The 23,941-nt window shown below is 71.9% G+C and carries 21 protein-coding genes; 6 read left to right on the top strand and 15 right to left on the bottom strand.

Going from position 1 to position 23,941, the window contains the following annotated elements:
* Nucleotides 1–118: 118 nt before the first annotated feature.
* Nucleotides 119–1,888: a CocE/NonD family hydrolase gene (locus tag ACFYY6_RS19280; RefSeq protein ID WP_389194327.1), complete on the bottom strand. Its 1,770-nt coding sequence runs from the start codon at nucleotides 1,886–1,888 to the stop codon at nucleotides 119–121.
* Between the two features lie 126 nt (nucleotides 1,889–2,014).
* Between ACFYY6_RS19280 and ACFYY6_RS19275 the strand changes: the two genes are divergently transcribed.
* Complete coding sequence (locus ACFYY6_RS19275; protein ID WP_351517038.1) at nucleotides 2,015–2,731, top strand: TetR/AcrR family transcriptional regulator; 717 nt, start codon at nucleotides 2,015–2,017, stop codon at nucleotides 2,729–2,731.
* Between the two features lie 242 nt (nucleotides 2,732–2,973).
* On the opposite strand, the gene ACFYY6_RS19270 is transcribed toward ACFYY6_RS19275, so the two are convergent.
* Genes ACFYY6_RS19270 through ACFYY6_RS19260 form a run of 3 tightly spaced genes read right to left on the bottom strand, consistent with a single transcriptional unit; the run spans nucleotide 2,974 to nucleotide 6,431 of the window.
* Nucleotides 2,974–3,774, bottom strand: a complete 801-nt coding sequence (locus ACFYY6_RS19270) for a 2OG-Fe(II) oxygenase (protein WP_351517037.1) — start codon at nucleotides 3,772–3,774, stop codon at nucleotides 2,974–2,976.
* Between the two features lie 48 nt (nucleotides 3,775–3,822).
* On the bottom strand, nucleotides 3,823–5,040 hold the full coding sequence (locus tag ACFYY6_RS19265; protein WP_351517035.1) for a hypothetical protein: 1,218 nt from the start codon (nucleotides 5,038–5,040) through the stop codon (nucleotides 3,823–3,825).
* Nucleotides 5,037–6,431: a hypothetical protein gene (locus ACFYY6_RS19260; protein WP_389194324.1), complete on the bottom strand. Its 1,395-nt coding sequence runs from the start codon at nucleotides 6,429–6,431 to the stop codon at nucleotides 5,037–5,039. Before ACFYY6_RS19260 ends, ACFYY6_RS19265 begins: the two co-directional genes overlap by 4 nt.
* A 158-nt stretch (nucleotides 6,432–6,589) precedes the next feature.
* On the opposite strand from ACFYY6_RS19260, the gene ACFYY6_RS19255 reads away from it, so the two are divergent.
* Nucleotides 6,590–7,948, top strand: coding sequence for a lysine 2,3-aminomutase (locus ACFYY6_RS19255; protein WP_351517032.1), 1,359 nt, complete (start codon nucleotides 6,590–6,592; stop codon nucleotides 7,946–7,948).
* The gene (locus tag ACFYY6_RS19250; protein ID WP_389194321.1) at nucleotides 7,948–9,228 is read left to right on the top strand and encodes a pyridoxal phosphate-dependent aminotransferase; all 1,281 of its coding nucleotides are present in this window, start codon (nucleotides 7,948–7,950) and stop codon (nucleotides 9,226–9,228) included. The genes ACFYY6_RS19255 and ACFYY6_RS19250 overlap by 1 nt, the downstream gene beginning before the upstream one ends.
* Here the strand turns inward: ACFYY6_RS19250 and ACFYY6_RS19245 are convergent.
* The 4 genes from ACFYY6_RS19245 to ACFYY6_RS19230 are packed head-to-tail and all read right to left on the bottom strand — an operon-like array spanning nucleotide 9,216 to nucleotide 12,590.
* A complete protein-coding gene (locus ACFYY6_RS19245) occupies nucleotides 9,216–9,833 on the bottom strand; it encodes a 2OG-Fe(II) oxygenase (RefSeq protein ID WP_351517029.1) in 618 nt (205 codons plus the stop codon). The two genes, ACFYY6_RS19250 and ACFYY6_RS19245, sit on opposite strands and share 13 nt — an antisense overlap.
* Complete coding sequence (locus tag ACFYY6_RS19240; RefSeq protein ID WP_351517028.1) at nucleotides 9,827–10,456, bottom strand: hypothetical protein; 630 nt, start codon at nucleotides 10,454–10,456, stop codon at nucleotides 9,827–9,829. The genes ACFYY6_RS19245 and ACFYY6_RS19240 overlap by 7 nt, the downstream gene beginning before the upstream one ends.
* Nucleotides 10,453–11,562: an aminotransferase class I/II-fold pyridoxal phosphate-dependent enzyme gene (locus tag ACFYY6_RS19235; protein WP_351517027.1), complete on the bottom strand. Its 1,110-nt coding sequence runs from the start codon at nucleotides 11,560–11,562 to the stop codon at nucleotides 10,453–10,455. The genes ACFYY6_RS19240 and ACFYY6_RS19235 overlap by 4 nt, the downstream gene beginning before the upstream one ends.
* On the bottom strand, nucleotides 11,559–12,590 hold the full coding sequence (locus ACFYY6_RS19230; protein WP_351517026.1) for a radical SAM protein: 1,032 nt from the start codon (nucleotides 12,588–12,590) through the stop codon (nucleotides 11,559–11,561). Before ACFYY6_RS19230 ends, ACFYY6_RS19235 begins: the two co-directional genes overlap by 4 nt.
* 192 nt (nucleotides 12,591–12,782) lie before the next feature.
* Between ACFYY6_RS19230 and ACFYY6_RS19225 the strand changes: the two genes are divergently transcribed.
* Nucleotides 12,783–13,565, top strand: a complete 783-nt coding sequence (locus ACFYY6_RS19225) for a tyrosine-protein phosphatase (protein ID WP_351517025.1) — start codon at nucleotides 12,783–12,785, stop codon at nucleotides 13,563–13,565.
* A gap of 15 nt (nucleotides 13,566–13,580) precedes the next feature.
* Here ACFYY6_RS19225 and ACFYY6_RS19220 read toward each other — a convergent pair whose 3' ends face one another.
* Complete coding sequence (locus ACFYY6_RS19220; RefSeq protein ID WP_351624464.1) at nucleotides 13,581–14,933, bottom strand: hypothetical protein; 1,353 nt, start codon at nucleotides 14,931–14,933, stop codon at nucleotides 13,581–13,583.
* Nucleotides 14,934–14,969: 36 nt separating this feature from the next.
* On the bottom strand, nucleotides 14,970–15,599 hold the full coding sequence (locus ACFYY6_RS19215) for a 2OG-Fe(II) oxygenase (protein WP_351517023.1): 630 nt from the start codon (nucleotides 15,597–15,599) through the stop codon (nucleotides 14,970–14,972).
* 582 nt (nucleotides 15,600–16,181) lie between these two features.
* Here ACFYY6_RS19215 and ACFYY6_RS19210 point away from each other — a divergent pair.
* Both ACFYY6_RS19210 and ACFYY6_RS19205 read left to right on the top strand, forming a co-directional pair.
* Complete coding sequence (locus ACFYY6_RS19210; RefSeq protein WP_351517022.1) at nucleotides 16,182–17,459, top strand: ATP-grasp domain-containing protein; 1,278 nt, start codon at nucleotides 16,182–16,184, stop codon at nucleotides 17,457–17,459.
* Nucleotides 17,460–17,463: 4 nt separating this feature from the next.
* Entirely contained in the window at nucleotides 17,464–18,711 is a 1,248-nt protein-coding gene (locus ACFYY6_RS19205; RefSeq protein ID WP_351517021.1) for an MFS transporter, read from the top strand.
* A gap of 116 nt (nucleotides 18,712–18,827) precedes the next feature.
* Here the strand turns inward: ACFYY6_RS19205 and ACFYY6_RS19200 are convergent, their stop codons facing one another.
* The 5 genes from ACFYY6_RS19200 to ACFYY6_RS19180 form a co-directional block, all read right to left on the bottom strand.
* The gene (locus ACFYY6_RS19200) at nucleotides 18,828–19,610 is read right to left on the bottom strand and encodes a LuxR C-terminal-related transcriptional regulator (protein WP_388651867.1); all 783 of its coding nucleotides are present in this window, start codon (nucleotides 19,608–19,610) and stop codon (nucleotides 18,828–18,830) included.
* Between the two features lie 28 nt (nucleotides 19,611–19,638).
* Nucleotides 19,639–21,351: an amidohydrolase gene (locus ACFYY6_RS19195; protein WP_351517018.1), complete on the bottom strand. Its 1,713-nt coding sequence runs from the start codon at nucleotides 21,349–21,351 to the stop codon at nucleotides 19,639–19,641.
* A gap of 194 nt (nucleotides 21,352–21,545) precedes the next feature.
* Nucleotides 21,546–22,064, bottom strand: a complete 519-nt coding sequence (locus ACFYY6_RS19190) for a DUF3592 domain-containing protein (protein ID WP_351517017.1) — start codon at nucleotides 22,062–22,064, stop codon at nucleotides 21,546–21,548.
* Nucleotides 22,065–22,289: 225 nt separating this feature from the next.
* Nucleotides 22,290–22,844 (bottom strand): TetR/AcrR family transcriptional regulator, encoded by a 555-nt coding sequence (locus tag ACFYY6_RS19185; RefSeq protein WP_389194316.1) that lies wholly within the window; start codon nucleotides 22,842–22,844, stop codon nucleotides 22,290–22,292.
* The gene (locus ACFYY6_RS19180; protein WP_389194313.1) at nucleotides 22,837–23,673 is read right to left on the bottom strand and encodes an alpha/beta fold hydrolase; all 837 of its coding nucleotides are present in this window, start codon (nucleotides 23,671–23,673) and stop codon (nucleotides 22,837–22,839) included. Before ACFYY6_RS19180 ends, ACFYY6_RS19185 begins: the two co-directional genes overlap by 8 nt.
* Nucleotides 23,674–23,941: the final 268 nt, after the last annotated feature.

Genomic DNA, 23,941 nt, shown 5'->3' with positions numbered 1-23,941 from the left:
CGCGTCACCGCCTGCGGCGAGTGTGGCCGCCGCAGGCGGAACAGGTTCTTCGACAGCACCGGGATGCCGTCGCCCCGAGAACACCGGAATCGCGAGCACTGGATCGCGAGCACCGGGATCACGCTGGTCCGGTATCGCGCGGAAGCAGCAGGGCCGAGTCCGCGTGGAGCGTGATGCGCACCGGTGCGAAGACGGTGGCGTCCACCGACGACTCGCCGGTGCCGGTGCCACGGGCGTAGCGCGGATGGGCGCCTCCGCTGATCTGCCAGCGTATGCGGTGGCCGACGCGGAAGCGATGGGCCGTGGAGCTCATCGACACGATGGTGCGTGAGGGCGCCTGCCCGGTCGGCCAGGCCGCCTGCCCGGTCGTGGAAGACGCTTCTTCGGCTGTCGTGGGCGCCTCTTCCGCCGTCGAAGACGTCTCCTGGGTCGTCCGGAGCCGGCCGAGCCCGTCGCAGACGTTGACGGAGCGGCCTTGTGGGTCGACGTCGCACAAGCGGGTGAAGACGTCGGCGTGCCCGGTGTCCGTGGAGACGCTCAGCAGTGCGGAGACCGGTCCGAGGACGTCCACGGGCTCGGTCAACGGGGGAGTGGTGAGGGTCAGGACGTCGTCCCGGGCTTCCAGGGCGCGGTTGTCGCGCGGACCGGCGGTGCGGGAGAGCAGCGGGCCGCCGAGGGACGGGGTGGGGTCGGCCGGGTCGTAGCGGAACGTCGTCAACGGCGCGGAGCCCGTGGGCGCCTGCGGGGTGAGCTGCCCGTCGGCGCCGGGATACCACGAGGTGGCGGTCGCGGCCGGCGGCCAGTCGTCGAGGTCCCGCCAGGTGTCGTCGCCGCCGATGTGCACGCGCACCGCGGTGGGACGCCGACCGGAGGGATCGGCGTACAGATGGGCGCGCAGCCACGCGAGGCTCTCGGCGAACACCTCGGGCCAGCCCTGCTGCAGGGCGGAGGTGTGGGTCCAGGGGCCGACGAGCAGGGCGGTCTCGCATCCGGCCCGACGCAGCCGTTCGTACTGCTCGAAGGTCTGGTCGACCAGCGCGTCGTGCCACCCGGTGATCAGGCTCGTGGGCACGTCGAGCCGCTCGGCCGCCTCGGCCGGGGAAGCGCCGCGCCAGTACGGGTCCGTGGCGTCCGGGTGTGTCATCACGTCGTCCAGCCAGGGCACTTCGCCCCCGAGGGCGGACGCGTACGACCCGCGCAGCGGCTGCGCGGTGGTGACGGAGCGCAGGCGGCGCTGGAGACGCAGTGTCGCCCTCAGGAACGGTGCCATGCCCTGGTGCTGGTAGGTCATGCCCACCCCGACGGCGAGGGCGTTCTCCAGGCGCAGCACACCGTCCATGTGGAACAGGGCGTAGGGATCGTGCAGGCCCACCTGCACCACCATCGCCTTCAGTTCCGGTGGTGGATCCAGGGCGAGGGCCCATTGCACGTAACCCAGATAGCTGGGGCCGACGGTTCCCAGCGATCCGTCGAACCAGGGCTGTTCGCGCAGCCAGGACACCGTGGCCAGGCCGTCGGCGGCCTCGTTGCGCCACAGGTCGAACACGCCGCCCGAGCCGCCGGTGCCGCGGCAGCTCTGCAGGACCACGTGAAAGCCCTGTTCGGCGAAGAGCAGGCCGTACATGGGGGACCACGGCATGCCCCGGCCGTAAGGGGAGCGGACCAGGAGGGTGGGGAAGTCGCCCTCCGCGCGCGGGAAGTAGTGGTCGGTGATCAACGGGCTGCCGTCGGCGGCGGGCACCACCAGTCCGGGCTCCCATCCGACGTCGTGCCGTTTCGCCGGGAGGCCTCGCCAGGTCGCCCTCATCATCCGCGAGGACAGTGGCGGCTTTCCGGCAGGTCGTACCCCGGCTGGTCCGGTCGTGGCGTCGGGCGTGCGTGACGGCATAGATCCCCTCCTTTATTACGTACGTTGTACGAGAATAGGGGATGCTTGGATGCCTTGCACAAGGACCCCCGCCTGTCTCGACGACAACCACGACAACCACGACAACGGGAAGAGGAGCGCGAGAACGTGTCCCATGACGGAGGATCCGGCGCCGCAGGCATCGATCCCGAACAGCTCTGGCTGCGTCCCGACGAGCCGCGCAGGGGCCGCAGACCCTCCTTCAGCCGCGAGGCGATCACGGCGGCGGCCGTCGCCCTTGCGGACGCGGAAGGACTCGAAGCGGTCACCATGCGGCGGGTCGCCGCCGAGGTCGGAGCGGGCGTCATGTCGCTCTACAGCTACGCCCCCGACAAGGAGACGCTGCTGGAACTGATGGTCGATCACGTCAGCGGCGAACTGACGGTCGCGGGCCCGCCCACCGGCGACTGGCGTGCCGACCTGAAGACCGTCGCCCACCTCCAGCGCGCCCACATGCTGCGCCATCCCTGGCTGCCCGCCGCTCTGACGACCCGTCGGGTTCCGGGCCCCAACACACTGGCCTTCCTGGAACACGCGCTCGCCGCGCTGCGGCCCACCGGGCTGGACGGTGCGGCGAAGCTGGAGGTCTTCGCCCAGCTCACCGCGTTCGTGGCCGGGCACGTCGGCCACGAGGTGGCGCAGGCCGCGGTCTCAGAGTCCCCGGACAGGGCCGCGGCCGAGATGCGCTACCTGGTCGCCGTCGCCGCGGACGGCCGTCACCCGGAGCTCGCCGAGGCCCTGTCCGCCCCCGGACGCCCCCTCACCGCCGAAGCCACCTTCACCCGGTTCCTCGACCGGCTGATCGACGGCCTCGAGACCGGCTGAGCCCGCTCTGCCCGTTCTCGTGAACGTCGCGCCGGTTCTCATGAGCCTCGTGCGCGTTCCGGTGTTCGGCCAGGGGATCCGGGTTCTCGGCAACCGCCTTGTGCGGTTGCCGAGAGGAACGGGGCGTCCTGGGAGGGGGCGCCCGGCGACGGGCCCGGAGCCCTGACGGTCCATGGGCGAAGCCGGGCTCGTCGTGCTGCTTGCCGCCGGAATCGTTTCGGGATTCGTCGCCGGGCTCTTCGTCAGCTCCAGTAGACCAGCGGGCGGTCAGGTCCGGTGGAGCCTATGAACGCGGCCATGCCGACCCGGTGTCCGGTGGGGCTGGAGGTGACCGCGTGCAGCATCGCCGAGCTGAAGACGATGAGGTCGCCGGGGCGGGGGTGGAATCGGAGGGCGGGTGGCTCGACGGTGTCGGGGGAAAGCCCTTCGACGTCCAGGATCACCTTGCTCTCCTCGGCGGTGGGTTCACGGAGCCAGAGCAGCAACTCGCCCCCATCGTCGGGTACTTCGAGGTAGACGTTGGCGGTGAGCTGTTCCATGAGCCCGGTGGCCTCGGGGGCGTCGGTCTCCTGCTCCAGGCGGTCGTTGTGCGGCAGCAGTTGCGAGACGCCGGGCTGGAAGACACGGAGCGCGCCGACGAAGCAGGCCCTGTCCCGTAGGCGCAGCAGGTTGGCGCCGGCGGGCCAGAGTTCCTGGAGCAGCAACCGCAGATGGTCGATGGGCGACAGCTGCGGCAGGAACATCGAACGGATGTCGTGGATGGCCGGGACCGCGCCGTCGTTGTACTGCCGGATGAGTTCCGGGTCGAAGGCGGTGTCCACGTGGGGCATGTGCACCCGGCCCACGGAACTGGACAGTTCCTTGTGGTACGAGCCGAGGGCCCTGTGGCGCAGTGCGCGCTCGGCTGCCTGCCGGGCGATGTCGGCCGGGTAGAAGCCCGGTACGTGGATCGCGGCGATCTCGCGGGCGGCGAGCCGGAGCAGGCTCTCGGCGGTGAGGGCCGTGGCGGTCTCCGGCCGGGGGCGCGTGGTGGTCGTCTGCATGTGGGCTCCTCGCTGAAGGTGGTGGGAGAGGTGCTGGCGGGGCGGGCGTCAGTCCCAGCGGACGGCGTCGAGCCACCAGTCCTGCACGGTCCGCAGCGCGCCCGGCAGGTCGTGGGTGTCGGGGAGCGCGAAGATCAGCTGGGCGACGCTGTCGTTGGCGGAGCGCGGGCCCGGGTAGTGGCGGCCCGGGACGCCGCTGGTGCGGTACCGGACGGCGCCGGGGAGCGGACAGTGCTCGGGGATCCGGCGCAGGGTCCCCGCGCGGGGCAGGAACCAGCCGTGCCCGTGCGCCGGGCCCGGCTCGTGCCATCGGACCTGGTCCGAGCGGCCGGCCTGGCCCAGGAGACCGGCCTGGTAGAGGTTGAGGCCGAACGAGAGCTCGTGCACCTCGACGATGCCCGCGCCGCCCGCGCGGCAGGCGATCTCGCAGAGGACGATCTCGTCGTCGGGGGTGTGGAACAGCTCGGCGTGGAAGGGCAGGACGCCCGGGGCGGCGGGCAGCGCGGCCACCACCTCGGCGGTCGCGTCGACCAGCCGGCGGCACAGCGGGTCGTCGGCGGGGAGCATGCCGCTGACCAGGGGAGCGGACGTGTGGTAGTTGGCCCACTGGGTGTTGAGGTAGAGGGCGGGCCACCCGTGGAGCAGGACGCCGTCGGCCATGACGCCGTTGACGTGGTAGACCTCGCCCTTGATCCAGGCCTCCGCCAGCATGGCGGGCGGTTCGCCCTCGCCCGCCCGCTCCTCGAGGAACCGGCGCAGCGCGGGGCGGTCGGCGAGCACCGACATGCCCACCGCGCCACCGCCGGTGAGGCGCTTGACGACGAGAGGGAACCCGTGTGCGTCGGCGAAGTCGAGGAGGCCCGGGGTATCGGTGACGTATCGCATGGGGGCGACCGGGATGCCGCCCGCAGCCGCCGCCGCCTTCATGGTGTGCTTGTGGGTGAACGCGAGGGCGCTCTCCTCGTCCTGGCCCGGCAGACCGAACGCGCGGCGCAGGCGGGCGGCACGCACCAGGTCGCCTTCGGCGACGGTCAGGATCCGTCGGACGTCGTACGCGCGGCACAACTCCGCGAGCCGTTCGGTGGCGGCCGGGCCGTCGTAGTCGTCGGCGATCTCCAGATGGCGTACCGAGCGCGCGACGGCGTCGGCGTCCCGGCCGGCCAGGGCGGACGGGTCGGTGAAGACCACCAGTTCGTCGGCCGCGTCCGGGAACCACTGCGGCAGCCGGTCGAGGAGGGGGCGGCGGTTGACGAGCAGCATGGTCATGGGCGCTCCCCGGAGGGGGTGCCGCGGAGGGTGCCGCGGACGCCGTCGTCCGTGCAGGAGACCAGGCCCGGGGTGCCGAGCGCGGCGGCGAATTCGGCCATGGCAGGGCCGATCAGCCGGTCGTCGGAGGTCGGCCGGATCTCCAGGACGTCGGCCGCGCCGTCCTCGATCCGGTACCGGATCACCTCGCCCCCGGTGGCCGTGAACTCCCGCCCGTCGAGCGCGATACGTGCTCCGGGACCCGGTGCGACGGTGCCCGAATAGGACGGGCGGCGTCGGATGGCGTCGCAGAACGCCTCCTCCATGTGGCGCGGGGCGAGGTCCGCGATGCCGGGGAGCCGCTCCTGCACCGCGCGGTGGAAGAGGTAGACGGGGAATCCGGGCAGGCCGGAGCGGACGCCGAGCCCCCCTCCGGCCCGCGGGTTGAGTTCGGTGGCCCGGAAGCCGTCGGGCGTCAGCAGGCCGTCGACGGTGAAGATGCCGCGGAATCCGGTGTGTTCGATCAGGTAGCGGCCCGCCCGGTGGACGTGGCGCTCGATCTCCTCGCGGACGCCGGGCCCGGGGAGCCACCAGGTGGAGGTGCCGCAGTAGAAGAAGGCGCCGGTGTCGGGGGAGCGCAGCATCGCCTCCTCCGCCGGGTCGAACACCGCGATCCCGTCGTCCATCGCCAGGGCCTGGGTGCTGCACGGCACCCCGGCGACGAACTCCGCGACCCGCACCCGGTGCGTGCGCCCGGCGAACTCCCGCAGCGCGGAGTCGAGTTCGTGGGGGTGCCGGACCCAGCGCAGGGCCTTGCCCGCACCCTGGATGCCGGCGGTGGAGTCCATCGCGAGCACGACGCCGCGCCCCGTGTCGAGCAGCGCCGCCCGCTCCCGCAGCGCCGGGTCGGCCAGGTCGAGGACGGCATGCCGGGGCGACGGCACGCCGGTGGCGGCCCACAGTTCCTCGATGCGGGTCTTGTCCTCCCAGCGGGCCCATTCGGGACGGCGCCAGCCGTGCACCGCCCGGCCGCAGAACTTCTCCACCTCCGTCCAGATGGTCCCGACGGCCAGACAGGAGCCGTCCGGGTCCAGGTCGTCCAGCCAGGCCGCCAGATCTCCCGGCGGTTCCCGCAGCCAGGCGTCGAACTCGTGTCGCTCCACGGGGGTGCCGGGACCGGCCATGCTCCACCGCGGCACGCCCGGCAGTGCGCCGGGGGCCGGCGGGGTGCCCGACACCGCGGCCGCCACGGTGGCCCCGCAGGCGGTCAGTTCGTCGGCGAGCACGAGGGTGCTCGTCGTCACCCGGTGGGCCAGCAGCACCACCCGTCGGCCCCGCCAGAACCGGCGCAACACCTCGGTGGCATGTGCAATGAGCTCTTTCGGTCCCGCCGTTCCGGGCTGTCCCTTCATATTTCTCGCAATCCTTCCGCCGTCTTCCGTAATCCTTGCGTCATCTGTCATTCTTTACGCGCAACTCGACCTCTGGTAAATTCGACGCCCTGTCCGGCCGGGTCCGGTCGATCGCTGGAACCCGTTTCCCGTAGCACCCGTTCCATCAAGGGGATGTAATGTCCTTATTCGAGTCGATTCGCACTTCGGGTGATATGCAGGGCGGTACCAGATTTTCCGCCCATGGTCCGCGCAAAATTTCCGTGATAGCCCGTAGGTTCGGGATTCCGCGCGAGGTCGAAGAAACCGTTCGGCTCCTCTCCATGGTGCTTCCCTTCCGAGTGAACGACTATGTGTTGTCGCAGCTCATCGATTGGAAGAACCTCGACGTCGACCCGATGTTCCAGTTGGTTTTCCCGCAACGTGGGATGCTTTCCGAATCCGACGAGAAAACCCTTGCAGAGATATCCGGCACGGGGGATCGGAAACGTATCGCCGAGGTCGTGCGCGATATTCGGACACGGCTGAACCCGCACCCGGCCCAGCAGCAGGACCTGAATGTTCCGCAGGACTCGCTCGGGCCGATTCCCGGTGTTCAGCACAAATACCGGGAAACCCTGCTCTACTTCCCGTCCAGCGGTCAGACCTGCCACGCCTATTGCACCTACTGCTTTCGGTGGGCCCAGTTCGTGGGAGACCAGGAACTCCGTTTCGCGGCGGCGGAACCGAGCCGGGCGGTGGCGTACCTGCGCAGGCACCCCGACATCACCGATGTGCTGGTGACCGGCGGGGACCCGATGGTGATGTCCAGCGCCCGGCTGCGGCAGCACCTGGAGCCCTTCCTCGACGTCGAGAGCGTCCGCACGATCCGCATCGGCACCAAGTCCGTCGCCTACTGGCCGCAGCGCTTCGTGACCGACGACGACGCGGACGAGGCCCTCGCCTTCTTCGAACGGGTGGTGGCCGGCGGCCGGACGCTCGCGGTGATGGCGCACTTCAGCCACGAGGTCGAGATCCGCCCGGACATCGCCCGGCGTGCGCTGTCCCGGATCCGCGACACCGGCGCGGTGATCTACTGCCAGGCCCCGCTGATGGCCCACGTCAACGACGACGCCGCGGCGTGGGAGAAGCTCTGGCGCGCCGAACTCGCGGCCGGGACGGTGCCGTACTACCTGCTGATGTCGCGGGACACCGGACCGCACGAGTACTTCCGGGTCCCCGTCGACCGCGCCGTGCGGATCTACCAGGACGCCTACCGGCGGCTGCCGGGGCTCGCCCGCACGGTCCGCGGCCCGGTGATGTCCACGACCGCGGGCAAGGTCGTCGTGGACGGCGTGGAGGAGGCTCATGACGGCCGCGCCTTCCGGCTCCGGCTGCTGCAGGCGCGCGACCCCGCGCTGGTCGGGCGGCCGTTCCGGGCCCGGCACTCGGCCACCGCGGCCTGGCTGGACGAGCTCCGCCTGACCGACGACACCCCGCCCGACCTCGCCCGCGCCCTGCTCCCGGACACCGCCACCCACTCCCAGAGGAGCCTGTGATGACCTCCCGGTTCCGGATCGCGCCGAACCTGGCACTCGACGAGAAGGTGGCCCGGCTCCGGGCCGCCGGCACCGCCGTCGTCCACCTCGGCTTCGGGGAGTCGCGGCTCCCGCTGCCCGCCGAGGTCCGCGACCTGCTCGTCGCGGGCACCGACCGCCGCGGCTACGGCGCGGTGGCCGGTGCGGAGGACGCACGGGCCGCGGTCGCCGGCTACTTCACCCGGCGCGGCCTGCCGACGGACCCGGACCGGATCGTCCTCGCGCCCGGCAGCAAGCCCCTGCTGATGGCGCTGACCGCGGTGATCGACGGGGACGTGGTGCTCCCCGACCCGTCCTGGCTCACCTACGCCCCCCAGGCCCGGCTGTTCGGCCGCCGCGTCCGGCCGGTCGCCATCCCCGCGGAGCACGGCGGGGTGCCGGACCCGGACCTGCTCGCCGAGACCCTGCGCGCCGCCCGTCGCGCCGACAGCGCTCCGCGGCTGCTCGTGCTGACCCTCCCGGACAATCCGACCGGCACGCTCGCCCCGCCGGAACTGGTGCGGCGGGTGTGCGCGGTGGCCGAACGGGAGGACCTGCTGATCGTCTCCGACGAGATCTACCGGGACCTGCCGCACCGCCCGCAGGAGCCGTTCCTCAGCCCCGCCGAGATCCTGCCGGACCGCACCGTCGTGACGACCGGACTCAGCAAGAGCCTGGCACTGGGCGGCTGGCGAATCGGCGCCGCCCGCTTCCCGGCCGGTGCCGTCGGCGACCGGCTGCGGGACGGCGTCCTGGCGGTGGCCAGCGAAGTCTGGTCCACCATGCCGGGGCCCATGCAGGAAGTGGCCGCCGGAGTCTTCGCCGAACCGCCGGTGATCGTCCGTCACCTCCGCGACAGCGCACGGCTGCACGCCACCGTCACCGCGGCGATGCACCGCATCGTGACGGACGCCGGCGCGCACTGCCGGACACCGGGCGGCGGCTTCTACCTCTACCCCGACTTCGAACCGGCACGCGCGGTCCTGGCCACGCGCGGGGTACGCGACGGCGGCGCCCTCCAGGACCATCTGCTGGAGGAACACGGTGTGGCGGTGCTCGCCGGCCACCACTTCGGCGACGCCCCCGAAGCCCTCCGGTTCCGGATCGCCACCAGTCTGCTGTCCGGGGAGACCGACGAGGAGCGCTGGGCGGCGCTGCGGGCCGACGACCCGCTGCGCCTCCCGCACGTCGCGGTGGTCCTGGACCGGCTGGCCGAAGCGTTCCAACGGCTGGTGCACCGACCCTCCCGTCATGCCCAGTAGTGCACGAGGAGGCTGCGCCGCTGCACCGGCCTGCGGACGGGCAGCACCTGGTGCCACGACCGGTCGGAGCGGACCAGCACGGCCGCCGTCCCCAGACGCGGCTCCACCCGGGCGTCCTCGTCGTCCGGGTCGCTGGAGCACAGGATGCTCAGCTCGCCGCCGTCGGCCGCCGACCAGTGCGTCGACAGATAGAGGATCAGGGAGACCAGCTTGTCGGAGCGGTCGGTGTGCGGGCCCAGGAAGCACCCCTCCGTGTAGCAGGAGGCGCGGATCTCCAGCGTGGCGTCGGCGAGCTCCACGCCCGCCGCCCGGGACACCGCCGTGGTGAAGGCCGGCGTCCGCAGCTCGTCCACCAGCCCGCGCCAGATCGGGGTCAACCGGCGGGTGAGGGGCAGCTCCCGGCCCTGGTCGACCAGCGGCGCCGACAGCATGCGGTACTCCTTCTCCGCCCCCGCTCGCGCCGTCCTCAACCGGAGGTGTGCGAGCGGGAATTCCCGCGCGACCGCCAGGGCGGTCCGCGGCGAGTCGAAGCTCTCGGTCACCGTGCCCCACCGGTACGGATCGTCCTGCATCTTCGCGTTCTCGAACGCGGAAAGGCTCAACACCTGCCACTCCCTTCTCCGGTGCGGTCTGTGGGGAGACCTCGTCCGAGGTCCGTGAGGACGGCCTCGGCATCGGCGCGGCTGCGCAGGACGACGACCGGGACGTCGCCGCGGGCGGCGAGGCACGCCGTGATGCCGGGCAGCGTCCGGCGACGGAAGGCCAGGATGAAGCGGGCGAAGGACACCGGGCGGTCGGCGACCCGGCGGCGTCCCGCACCCAGCCGCATGTAGTGGGGGAGCCGGTCCTCGGCCGCTCGGGCGTGGCGCAGCAGCCGGCGCAGATACGCGGCGAGGCACAGCGCCGGGGCCCGGTCGATCAGCACCACCGCCTCGGCCCGGGCCAGCCGCTCCGGCAGCGTGGCGGCGTGGTTGCCGTCGACGACCCATTCCTGCCCGGCACTCAGCCGCCGCACCTCCGCACGCCATTCCTCCGGCGGCGTCGCCGACCAGCCCGGCCCGAAGTACAGGTCGTCGAGATGGACGACGGGGAGGCCGGTCAGCGCGGCCAGGCGCACGGCGAACGTGGTCTTCCCCGCGCCGGGGCAGCCGATGACCAGCACCCGGCGGGCGGTGGTCAGGGCGGTCGGCGACAGGCCCCGGGGCGGCCGCCGGTCGGGGACTTTCATGGCGCCCCCGCCCGCTGTTCGCGGCCCCGGACGAACGCGCCGAGGGCGTCCAGCAGGCCGTCCGTGGTCTCCTTGTCGGCGGTGGAGACCCGCAGGTGGCGGGGGAGTCCGAACCTGGCCAGATGGCGTACCGCGTATCCGCGCGCGGCGAGCCCGGCCACGCACTCGGCCGCCGCCTGCGGGGTGGTGCACCGCACTGGCACGAAGTTTCCCCGGGACCGCTCGGAACTGCCGCCCACGAGCCGCGGCAGCTCGGTTGCGAGCCGCTCCCGCGAGGCGTTCAGCTCCGCGTGGATCCGGGTGAACTCCTCGGTTCGAGAGGCGAGTTCGAGTCCCACCCGCAGGGCGGGGCCGCTCACCGGGTTCGTCACGTTCCAACGCTGGATGTGGTCCGCGACCTCCGGGCTCCCGCAGGCGCACACGGCCAGGCGCGTCCCGGCCAGGCCGTACTCCTTGCTGAACGATCGCACCACGATCACCTGCGGCCGGCCGGACACCCGGGTGAACACCCGCTCCGGCGCGTAGGCGGCGTACGCCTCGTCGATGATCAGCATGTGACGGTGCGCGGCACAGGCATCGGCCAGCGCCGCTACCTCCTCGGGCGTCCACCACGCTCCGGTGGGACCGTTCGGATTGGAGACCGCGACCAGGGAACCCGGCGGGAGCCGTCGTACCGCGGCCAGGAACTCCGCCGACGAGAACCCTTCGCCGGGCCGGTAGTCGACGCACTCCACGGCGAACCCCGTCAGGGCCGCGTACGGGAAGATCTGGCCGTAGTTGGGCCGCTGGGTCAGCAGTACCCGGCCCGGCGCGGCGAAGGCGTGCAGCACCGCCCGGTACGCCTGGTCGGAACCGGCGGTGAACAGCAGGCCGGCGGCCGGCACTCCGAGGAGCCCGGCGAAGCGGTCCCGTGCCACCGCGTAGTCCGGGTACGAGATCCAGTCCTCGGGCCGCAGCCCGGCGAGCGCCTGCGTGAGCAACCGGGGCACGGCGGGGTGGCACATCTCGTTGTTGGACAGGTTCACCCGCGACGTGGTGCTCCGCCGCCAGTGCGGCCGGACTCCGGCGTCGGACGCGGTGAAGTGCTCCCGCAGCCAGTCGGTCATGACCGGCTCCGCCGGGGTATGACCTCGTGCACGGCGGTGACCGGTGCATCGGGGTCGAACAGGACGCGGTAGTACCGTGCGGCGTCCTCGGGCTCCTCGCCCGGCCGGAACAACTGGCGGTTGAAGGAGGCGACGGTCGGTTCGTCCATGTCGGCGCGCATGTCGTCGAAGTCGGTGTAGATCGTGGGCCGCACCCGGCCGCCGATCTCGCGGACCGCCTCGATCGTGCGGGCGACGCCGGCGAACGAGGTGCCCGGCAGGCCCAGGATGACGAAGCAGTTGAGTTCGATGCCCGCGGCGCGGCAGGCGTCCGCGGTCTCCCGGAAGCGCTGCTCGGCGACGTGCTTGGCCCGGGGCAGGGCGGCGTGACCGGCCGGCTCCAGCGTTTCGAGGCCCACACTGATCCGGATGCAGCCGGCCGCTCCCATACGCCGGATCAGTTCCTCGTCGAGGTGGTGCAGGGTCGTGGTGCACTTCCACGGAATACCGATCCCCGACGCCTCGTACGCGTCACAGAATTCATGCACCCATCGCTTGCGGAGGGTGAAGGTCGGGGCGTACATCGACACGTACTCGAACGGCATGGTGTCGGCCATTTCGGAGATGTACGAGATGATCCGGGGAATGGGGACCCGTCGCTCGGCCTTGCCCTCCCTCCCGGGTATTTCGCAGAACGCGCAGTTCACCGGGCAGCCACGGGCCACCGGGACGACCAGTTCCCGGCGCTTGGGAATTCCGCAGAACCGTGCGGTGTCGTCGGCGTAGAGCAGGTCGTACGCCTCGTAGGGAATCTCCGTCACGTCCGGCAGCGGGAGTTCGTCGTCCCGCAGCAGGCGCGGAGTGCGGTCCGGAGGGCGCCAGTCGCCGCCCTCCCGGCGCCAGACCGTGTCCGGCAGCGGCTCCCCGGCCAGTTGGGCGCGGACCAGGTCCGCGATGGCGGACTCCGGGTCGCCGGGGCCGACGACCGCGTCCAGGTCGAATCTCCGGAAGAATTCAGGGAGATGCGCGCTGAGTCGTCCGAAAGTCACTATCCGGACTTCGGGCGCCAACGTCCGGGCATAGTATGTGATACGTTCCAGACTTCCGGTCGAATCAAAGTCGTTGGCCACCGCCAAGATATCCGGCTGCTCCATCAGGAGATCGCCCATCGACTTCCAGGTGACATTCAGAGCTGCCGCATCGACGGCCTTCACGTCGGCCGACGGGAATACGGAGCGCAGATGAGTGGCAACATTGAAGACGGTCAGATGATGTCCGGCATTGAAATAGCTGGGCACCTGCGGCGGCCAGACAACGAGAACCTTCACAGCATTTCTCCCCTCACGTCCGGTCACTTCTTTGATGTCGCGGACGCGGTCGCCGGGCTGCGCCGCGGTCTGCTGCTGAGGACGGGATGGACGCTGCTGGGGTCCTGCCCCGCCCACGGCGCCGCGCCCGCCGCCGACTGGTGGGCCGTCGACCTGCGCAGCAGCCCCGAGCGGGAGCGGCCCGCGCTCGCCCCGGACGGACGGCTGACCCGGATCCCCATCGACGTCCCGGGCGCGGCGGACCTGCTCGCCGGCCGGCCGACCACGGCCGACTACGCCACGCTGTACCGGAACATGTCCGAACACTGCGCCGCGGAGCTGGCGGCCGTCGCCACCGCGGTCGCCGAACGGCTGCCGGGGAGCACCGTGGTGGGCTGCTCCCTCGGCAAGGACCGCACCGGCGTCGCGGTGGCGTTGCTGCTGAGCCTGGTCGGACTGCCCGAGCGGGAGATCCTCGACGCCGACCGCGCCGCCCGCGCCGCCCTCGGCGCCTGCCCGGCGGCGAGTGCGGTGTACGCCCGCAGAAGGAACGTCACCGAGGACGAGTTCGGGCGCCGGCTGGCCGTGGGCTCGTCCGCCGTCGGCGCGCTGCTGACCACGGTCGTCGAGCGCCACGGCAGTGCCGAGGGCTTCCTCCGGGCGCATGGTGCGACCTCCCGTACGGTTGACGCCCTGCGCAGGGCTCTGGTCGGCTGAGACGTGTCCCGGCGGTCACCCCGCGGAGCCGGCCGGGCGCTCGATCCGCGCGCCCAGCCCCACCAGCCGGGGCACCAACTCCTGGTAGCCCCGGTCCAGATGGGCCAGACCACCCACCACGGTGTCGCCGGGTGTGGCGAGCGCCGCTCCCAGGCACACCGCGGCGGCGCGGGTGTCCTCGGGCGCGAGCGGCTCCCGCGCCGGGTGCAGGGTGGAGGGCGCCACGAGCAGGCGATGCCCCACCACCTCCATCCGCGCGCCCATGCGCCGCAGATGCTCCGCGTAACCGAACCGTCCCGGCCACACCCGGTCCTCCACCGTCGAGGAACCGGTCGCCCGCAGCAGCAGCATCGCGAGCAGCGGCGTGGTGTCGGTGGAGATCCCTGTCGACTCCGCCACCAGCTCCGCGCCGTCGTACGGGCCGTTCGCCGGTCGTACGGTGATGCTCTCGGTACCGAACTCCGGTTCCGTACCGAGCAGTTTGAGAAACCTCAGCTCGCGGTGGAGCGCCGCGTGGGTCCGTGAGGTCTCGCCGCAGTCGAGGGTCAGCGTGGAGCCCGTCATGGCGGCGAAGGATGTCCAGGTCACCACCTCGGCGGGATCGGACATCAGGCCGTACTCGGCGGACGGGCCCGCGGTGCCGCCACGCACCAGCCAGCTGGCGTCGCGCTGCTCGACCTCCACGCCGAACCGCCGCAGCATGCTGGCCAGTTCGTGCTGTGCTTCCTTCTCGTGCGGATTGTGGATCAGACTGGTGCCGGGCGCGGCCGCCGCCATCAGCAGCGCCGTCTTCGTGGCCCCGGACACATGCGGTCCGGCGGGCCGCCGGTCGTCGTCCGACCAGCGCAGGATGTCCACGGTGGCGGGCCGCAGCCGCGACGCCGTGATGCGCAGCAGGCCGTCCCGCCACTCCCAGCGCGCCCCGAAGCTCTCCATCACCTCCAGCATGTGCTTGAGCGGACGGGCCAGTCCCCATTCGAAGCGGCCCAGCCCGTCCCCGCCCGAGCCGTGGAACTCGACCTGGCCCCGCTGCGCCAGTACCGCCGGCAGCAGGTACAGCGAGCCGTGGATCGCCCGGGTGCTGGCCGGAGGCAACTCCGTTCCGGTGATCCGGCCATCGATCCGCAGCCGCGTGCCGGTGCCGCTCACCGAGCCGCCGAGACCGGTGACCGCCGCGCCGAGTGCACGGCGTTCGGTCAGCCGTGGGGCGTTGTCGAGAGTGAGCTCGGCGCCCAGCGCCACGGCGGCGGCGAAGCCGAGCACCATGCCGTGCTTGTTTCCGGGGACGGAGACCCGGCCGCCGAGCGGACGCCCTCCCGTCACGAACACGTTCCCCGTCTCCGGCCGACCGCCGGGATCCGGCGTCATGTCTGCCCTCCTCGCCTGCAGCCCTGTCGCATCGGGTCAGCTCTCCCGCAGCCAGAACTCCAGTTGCACGGTGAGCCGGGTGACCTCGTCCGTGTCGATCTTCGACACCGCGTGCCACGACGTGTCGCTCGGCGGGAACGCCAGGAGCTGCCCGCCGAGGGGCGGCACGGACTCCACCGGGGTGTCCGCCGACCGGCCCGAGCCGCGGACCTCGAAGTTCCCGCCGCCATCGGCGGGCCACTGCTCATTGAGGTAGAGGATGGCCGTCAGGGCCTTCGTCGGCTTGTCCTTGTGCAGCGAGATGTAGTCGCCCTTGGTGTAGGTGTAGACGCCGATCTCGGACGGCAGGCCACGCAGGTCGATATCGGTGGCCCGGCTCAGCCAGTCGAGGAACCAGTCGCTCTCCAGGTCGTCGAGGAGCGCCTTCCAGGAAGGGGACAGGCTGTCGGCGGCCGAGGTGCGGACGTTTCCGTCCACCAGGGTCAGCACGTTCATCCGGTAATGCTTCTCGCGGCGGGTTCCTTCGACCACCGCGCGTCGGCCGGTGTCCGCGGCCGGCCGTTCTCGTTCCAGATCACGCAGCTGCTCCACGGTCAGCAGATCCGTGGCGAGATGCCAGGTGAAGGGCTCGTAGGAGTGCCGTAGGTCAGCGGTTCGCTTGAGCATCGTCCTCACATTTCCACTGGGCATGGATATCGGAAGGTCTGCTCTGAAACAGGGAAGGGAATGGGGCGGCTCGCGACCAGGCTTTCCACGGTGACGTTCACATTGCTTCGGGTGCCACCGAAAGCCGTGATGCCTGATCGGATCTTTTGCCGGACCGAAGGAAGGATGCCATATGATCCCGCCCCCCGTGCAAGAGTGATTCACCTTCTCGGGAATTCGACGGGTCGGCCACCGGATGATTCCCGGCCATTCCGTCGACGCCGTCCCCTGCCCCGGACGGGCCGGACCCGACGGGGCATCTGCCCAGTTCGGAGCGGTGTTGCGCCGGAACCCCAGGTCTGTGGGGCGTGGGTACGGCGGCACGCTTCGTCGTCCGGAAAGCGACTTGATGACTGGCCGAATTGACGTGCTGAATGGCAGGAATGAGACCATGTCCGCGAGACCGCTGTGCGTTCCCGTGAGTACATCTCTGTTAACGGCGCTTCAGGCGACGAATAGGCGGCGTGTCAGGCGCGATCGAGACCTGTTACGGTGCCGGGACGCATACGGATGAGACCACGCATGGGCAGGAGTGTGGGTGGGATGGCCCCCGCCGCGGATCAGGGATTCGACAACATTCAGTACCTCCTCGTCGGCTACAGCGCCGACCTCCTCGCCGACCTCGACGGCCTTCTGCCGGAACGCAGTGTCGCGGTGATCGAGACACCGGAGGTCATCGAGGCCAGAGGCGTCCGCGAACAGATCGGCGCGGTGCGCTGTCTCGCCGACGTCATCGCCGCCCCCACCCAGGACGAGTCCAACGCGGCCCGGCTCGTCTCCGAGATCCCCCGGCCCGCGCGGATCCGCGCCGTGGTCCCCGCCGGCGACTACGGCGTGGTGGCCGCCGCCGTACTCGCCGCCGCCTGGGGACTGCCCGGCGCCGGCCCGGACGCGGCCCCGGTCTTCCGGGACAAGGCCCTGCTGCGCCGCACCGCGTCCGCGGCCGGCATCGCCCAGCCCGAATGGCGTGTGGTGACCGGCCCCGAGGAGGTCGCCGAGTTCCGCGCGGGCGGCGACGGCAGCTGCGTTCTCAAACCGACGAACCGTCAGGCCAGCGTGGGAGTGCAGATCCTGCCGCCGGACGCGGACACCGCGACCGCGTGGGCGCTGACCGCGGGCGCCGAGGAGCAGATGTTCCGGCCGGGCGAGTCCGGCGGCTCGCGCTACCTGGCCGAGCGACTGTTGCGAGGCCCCGAGGTCAGCGCCGAAGTCCTGGTGAGGGACGGGGAGATCACCTTCTTCAACAGCACCACGAAGGACGTCCTGCCCGGCCGGCACCCGGTCGAGATGGGTCACGTCGTCCCCGGACAGGAGAGCGACGAGGTGGCCGCACGGCTGGCGGCCGGTATGCGCGCACTGGTCGAGGCGGCGAAGTTCTCCACGGGCGTCCTCCACGGCGAGTGGATCGTCGTCGACGGCGTGCCGCACCTCGTCGAGTGCGCGGCCCGGCTCCCCGGCGACTACATCGTCGAACTGGTCGAGATGGCCTACGACTGGAGCCTGCTGCGCGGCTTCCTCGCGGTCCTCGAAGGACGTCACGCCGAGCCCGCGCCGCCCGCCGTGCGCGGGGCCGCCATCCGCTACCTGTCGGCGGAGCCCGGCGAGGTGCGCGAGGTCCGCGGAGCGGAGCGGGCGGGCGCGGTCGACGGGGTGCGCGAGGTGCTGGTCCGCGTGCGCGGCGGCGACACGGTCGAACCCATCACCAGCTCCTGGAAGCGGCCCGGACACGTCATCGCCACCGGCGCGGACGGCCCCGCGGCCGTCGGGGCGGCCGAGCGCGCCCGGGCCGCGCTCACCATCGAGACCCACCGGCCGGGGTGAGGCGGTGAACTGGCTGCGCGCCTACGTCCCCGAGACCCGGGCCGGCCGGATCTTCGCGCTGAGCGCGTTCGTCGACGCCTCCGGGACGGGTCTCTACCTCGCGGGTTCGGCGATCTTCTTCGTACGGGTGGTCGGTCTCACCAGCACACAGGTCGGGCTGGGCCTCACCCTCGGCATGACGGTCGGCTTCCTGTCCACCGTACCGATGGGCCTGCTCGGCCAGCGGATAGGCGCCAAGCGGCTGCTCGTCCTGCTGCAACTGGCCCGCGGCGCCGGACTGATCGCCCTGGCTTTCTGTACCTCGTTCCCCTGGTTCCTGGCGCTCAGCGCCTACCTGGCCGTCGCGCAGAGCGCCACCGGACCGATGACCCAGGCCGTCATCGGAGCCGCCACCGGGGAGAAGGAGCGGGTCCGGACGATGGCCGTGGTCCGCTCGACCCGCAACCTCGGCTTCTCCCTCGGCGCCCTGAGCGTCGTCCCGCTGCTCGCCGCGCACTCGCCCTGGGCCTACCGGTCCATCGTCCTCGGCAACGCCCTGTCGTTCGCCCTGGCCGCGGTGGTGGTGATGCGACTGGCCCTCCCGGCCGCGCCCCGGGTCGAACGGACCGGCAGCAGGATCGGACTCCTCGCCCACTTCCGGGATTTCCGCTACCTGTCCATGACCGGCCTCAACGGCGTGCTCGTCCTGCACAGCACCCTGCTCTCCGTGGGCATCCCGCTCAGCGTCGTACAGGCCAGCCGCGCCCCCGACGGACTCGTCCCGCTGCTGACCCTGACCAACACCGTCATGGCGGTCGTCCTCCAGGTGCACTTCGCCCGGCGCGCCACCGCCTTCTCCGGGTCGGTCCGGGCACTGCGCTACGGCGGACTGTCCCTGGCCGGCTGCTGCCTGGCGATGGGCCTCACCCAGCACACCGACCGCTGGACGGCGATCGCCCTGCTGTTCGCGGCGATCGTGCTGCTGAGCCTGGGCGAGCTGTGGCAGTCGGCCGGCTCCTGGGAGGTCTCCTACCGCTACGCCCCCCAGGACCAGCGCCCCACCTACCTGTCCATCTTCTTCCTCGGCATCACCGCCGAGTCGATCTTCGGCCCCTTGGTCGTCACCGGCCTCGTGGTCGGCCACGGCCCCTTCGCCTGGCTCTGCCTCGCCGCCGTCCTCGGCCTGGCCGCCGCCCTGGTCAGGCCGGTGCTCACCCCCCTCGAACGCCGCCTGACGGCCCCGCAGGGCGAACGCCCGCTCGCCCACAACTGAGCGGATCCCGGACCTGGTTCGGCACCGTACCGAGGCGCCCGCGGCAGACCGGCCGGCGTACCCGGTCCTCGGAGGGGTTCGTGGCTCGCCGCGTCGGCGGTGTGCGCGCACCCGCGTCAGCGGGAGGGCTCGATTCCCCAGGCAGCGGCTCGGGCGGCGGCGGCCGCCCGGTTGGGGAGGCCGAGCTTGGCGAGGATGTGCTCGATGTGGGTCCCCACGGTCCGCGGCGTGACGTACAGCCGCTCGGCGATCTCCCGGTTGGTGCGGCCGGCGGTCAGTTCGGCCAGCACCTGGAGCTCCCGGGGCGAGAGCCCGCCGGGCCGCCCCGTGTCCGGCTGTCGCGTGTCCGCCTCGGGGGCGAACGCGGCGACCTCCTCGGGCGGCAGGCCCGCGCGGGGGTCGACGGCCGCGGCGAGCGCCTCGGTGAGCAGGGTGATCACGGCGCGGGCCGGATCGGGCGTGCGCCGCGGCCGTCGGGTGCTGACGTTCAGCATGCCGACGTACCGGCCGTCGGCGGCGAACAGGCACTGGGCCACGCCGTCCTCGATGCCGAGGGGGCACAGCACCTCCCGGAAGCCCGGGGACGTCGCCAGGAGTTGCCGGGGCACGTCCCTGAGCCAGAGACCGCCCCGGGCCGGGCTGCGGAGCACAGGGAACACCGGGTCGTGGTGGAGGCGGGTCTCGATGTAGGCCGTGGCGTCGTCCGGGTAGCTCCCGGCCAGGGTGGTGTGGCGCCGCCGCAGCGGGTCCCACCGGGCGAGGGAGGCGTGGTCGTACTCCATCACCTCCGACAGCGCCGCCAGGACCGTGCCGACGCCGGTCGCGCCGCTCCTGGCGGCCTCACGGACCTGCACCGCCGCGTCCAGGATGTCCGCCGTGCTCCGCTCCGCTGCCATCATCCAAGGATGATCAAGCGCCCGGAATACGTCAATCGCGAAGGGTGTCGTGCACGACCTGCCCGTCCACGACGGTGAGGACGACGGGCATCTCCGGGATGTCGTGGGGGTCGGCGGTGAGCAGGTCCCCGTCGAGCACGCAGAGGTCGGCGGCCTTGCCCGGCTCCAGGGAACCCTTCCAGTCGTCGGCGAAGTCCTGCCAGGCCGCGTCAATGGTGTACGTACGGATCGCCTCGGCCAGGGCGATGCGCTGCTCGGGGCCGCTGACCCGGCCCGCGGCCTTCGACTCGCGCAGCACCATGGTGGCGACGCCCTGGCGCCAGTCCGGGTGCGTGACGGGGGCGTCGGACCCGCTCGTGACACGCACCCCGGCGTCGATGGCATCGCGGTAGGGCCATGCGTACGCGGCCCGTTCGGCGCCGACGAACTCCTCCTCCATGTCGGCGACGGTCCACTTGATGGTGGGGTTCATGTTGACGCCGAAGCCGTGCGCGGCCAGCACCTTCATGCCGTGCGCGGTGAGGAAGTCGCCGTGGATGGCGTAGTGGCGGGCGTCGGGCCGCGGGTGCTCGGCCATGGCCGCGGCGAAGGCGTCGACGACGGTGTCGACGGCCCGGTCACCGGTGACGTGGACGCCCAGCTGGTGCCCGGCGGCGTGGGCATGCCGGATGATCGCGCCGATCTCGGACATCCGCTCGGCGTCGGTCTCGCCGCCGACGCACAGGGAGCCGCAGCCGCCGCCGACGTACGGTTCGTGCATCCAGGCCGTCTTGTTGGGAACGATGCCGTCGGCGAAGACCTTGACCCCATGGATCGCGAGGCGACGCGGATCGGACTCGGCGGACTCGCCGGACTCGTCGAGCGCGGTGAGCGTGCGGGCGAACTCCTCGGCGGTGCTCGCCATTCCGGTGGGCAGGAGCAGGACGCCGACTCGGGCGGTCAGTTCGCCGTCGGCCAGCAGCCGGCGGTAGACGTCCAGGGTCTCCGCGCCGAGCGCGCCCCGCATGATGCCGTCGCCGCCGGGGCCGAGCCCGGGCTCGGTGAAGCTGGTCACGCCGAGCCGGGCCAGCGTGGCGAGTGCCGACCTGACCGCGTCGGTCCGCTCCTGCCGGCTGAGCGGCGGCAGCGCGTTCTGGACAAGGGCCTGGGCCCCCTCGTGCAGCATCCCGGTCGGCTCCCCGGACTCGTCCACGACGATGGCCCCGCCGGGCGGTGCGACGGTGTGCCGGTCGATCCCGATGAGCTCCAGAGCCTTGGAGTTGACCCAGGTGGCGTGCCCGGAGAAGGAGTACAGGACGACCGGGTGGTCCGGGCTCACGGCGTCGAGGTCGCGTCGCGAGGGCTGCCGCGACGGATCGGCGACGCACTCGTCGAGGTAGCCGGTGTCCCAGCCGTGCCCCGTGATCCACTGCCCGTCCGGCACTCGCCCGACGGCCTCCCGCACCGCCCCGGCCACGTCCGCGAGCGAGGACACGGCGGGATGGCCGAGGTCGAGCGAGAGCGGGGGCGTCGCCATGCCGAACGCGCACGCGTGCAGATGGGAATCGTTGATGCCGGGAAGCAGCGTCGCCCCCCGGAGGTCGACGACGCGGGTGCCGGGCCCGACGAGCGGCGCGACATCGTCCCGCCCACCGACGGCGGTGATGATTCCACCGGTCACAGCCAGGGCCGAGGCGACGGAGAACTCCGCATCGACCGTGACCACCCGCCCGCCGAGAAACACCAGGTCCGCATACGTGCCCACAGAAGGTCCTTTCGAAGAACGGGCGCCCCACGGCTGCCCGCGAACGGTCTCCCGAGGACTATGACCGCGTGCCCGCCCCCCGCACATCGGTCATCCCACCGATACGCGCTCTCGCGGGGGCGGGCCGACGGCCGGCCTTCGTACGGCCGCCTTCGTGGACGGTCCGACGGCACCGCTCGGGGCAGGCGGCAGCGTCAGCCCATCGACGACCGCTCGCGCACCGCCCGCCTCATGGCGCGAAGCCCTTCCCGGCCGAGCACGAACACCAGCAGCGGCATGAGGATCACGAGCGCGAGCCCGAGCAAAGTCAGCATGCCGTACCCCACCCTGTCGCTCGTCACGGAGTGGGTGCTCGCCGTCTCGGGACGTCCAGGCTCGTAGTGGACACGGACCGTGTCACCGACGTCCGCGTCGCCGCCTTCCCAGAACCGATAGGACGTCCCGTCGGCCGTGGTGAAACGAACCTCGATCCTCTTGGCGCGGCCCCCCTGGGGCTCGGCCACATGATCCGTGGCCAGGACGACCCCGTCGACCGACCGCCCACGCGCGGCGACCGCGGAGGCGTCGTCCAGCCCGTCGAGTCCTCCGCGGACGAACCCGTACCCGAGAACGGTGAACAACACCGCCAGCATCGTCACGGCCACCCCGACCGCGACCTTCCCGGCGACGCGCGCCCCCGCGCCGAACCGGCGTGGCCACCACTGCCTGTTCACCGTCTCCCACCCGTCCCACGAGCCATGGTCTCCCCCTGTCGGACCTCGTACCGGGCGGCCTGCGCCGCGCGTCCCTCTGAGGTGTCCTCCCCGCCGAACAGAGCTCTACCCGGGAAATCTCGTGCTCCCGGAGACCGGCTGTCCCGACGTGACCTCAAGGGGACGCCTTCGGCGTCGAGGAAGGCCGGGACCCGTCCGAGGCCGCGACGATCGAGGCCGAGGGGGTCAACGAGGCGAGCGCAGGCCCGTGATGACCATGTGGATCAGCAGGTCGTAACTCTCGTCCAGCTTCTCGGGGAGCCCGAAGGCGCCTTCGCTCTCCAGGGTCGCGAAGCCGTGAACGACGGCGCGCAGGCACCGGGTCGCGTGGATCGCCGCGGAGTCCTCCATGCCGTAGGCCCGCAGGGTGGCCAGCACGATCTTGATCAGCCGTGTGCCGGCCTCGGCGGTCCGTGGCTCGGGGCTCTGGACGAGTGCCGCGTACCGGTGCGGGTGCGCCGAAGCGTAGTCGCGCCAGGCCGACATGAGTGCGCGGATCGCCTCGTCGGCGGAGCGTCCGAGCACGGCTTCGCCGACCTGGTCGGCGATCTCGTTGATGATGCGTGCCGACAGGAGGTCACGCAGCTCGGCGAGGTTGCGTACGTGCTTGTAGAGAGACGGGGTGGCCACACCCGTCCGGCCGGCGACCGCCGACAGGGTCAGGGCCGTGGGAGAGCCCTCGTCGATGATCCGTAGCGCGACATCGACCACTGCGTCCGCGGAGAGCGCGGCCCTAGCCACGGGCGCCGACCTTGAGGAAGGCCAGGACGGCCGCGGCGACTTCGGCGGGGAACTGGACGTGGGCGTAGTGGCCCGCGCCCTCGATCATTTCGAGGCGGCCGAGTCCCGCGGGCATCCCCGCCACGATGCCTTCGCCCTCGGCCCGGGGGTCGGCCCAGTCGGGGTCGAGCGTGCCACCGATGACCAGAGCGGGGCACTGGATGTCGGCGAGCACCGCACCCGCGTCCGCGGGTGCGGACATCCCCATCCTGCTGACGACCGCCATCCGGCCCGGCCTGCGCAGGTCGGCGTCGAGCGCGGCGACATGGTCCGCGAAGCCGGCGGGCCGGAGGCCCGGACAGGCATGGTCGAGGTAGCGCTTCCACAGCCCGACGCTGCGCAGGAGCCCGGTACCCATGAGCAGCGCCATGCCCTTGCGGTAGCGGGCGTGGGACACCAGAGCACCCAGGTCGATCTTCTGCGCGCGGGTGAACGGGCTGATCTCGACGATGGCGCTGACCAGTTCGGGCTCCCGCGCCGCCGCGATGGTGGCGGCGCCACCGGCGAACGAGTGGCCCACGATGACGGCGGGGCCGCCCAGGTGCCGGACGAGAGCGAGCAGGTCGCCCGCCACATCGGTGCGGGTGTAGGAGGTCCAGCCGGTGCTGGACTCGCCGTGTCCGCGCAGGTCGGTGTTGGCGACGCGGAATCCGGCGTCGGCGAGACGCGCGGCCACCTCGCGGTAGGCCGCCCTGTTGTCACCCATGCCGTGGGCGAGCACGATCAACGGGCCCTCGCCCGTCACGTCGTACGCGATCTGTCCGTCGCCGGTCTTCAGGAATTCAGTCATGCCGTCCTCCACAGGAGCTAATGCCTATAACCAGAAAGCTAATGTCATTAGCCTCCTCTGTCAAACATCGATCCCGCGCTCGCGGGGAGCCGCCCCCTGGCGGGCGGGTCTGGCTGTGTGCAGCGGGCCGCCCGCGCGGGGGCAACGGCCCTTGCCGAGGCGCCCGCTTGTGTTCCGTTGGCGTCGAAGTGGCCTTCTTCGGACCGTCGTCGGGAGAGGGATTCCCGACTTGTGCCGCCGTCGTGGCCCGTTCGGTGGGCGGCGGATC

This window comes from Streptomyces sp. NPDC001750 (genome assembly GCF_042892615.1).
GTDB lineage: Bacteria > Actinomycetota > Actinomycetes > Streptomycetales > Streptomycetaceae > Streptomyces.
Note: the sequence above shows the minus strand (reverse complement) of the source record. Positions and strands in the feature narration are given on the sequence as shown.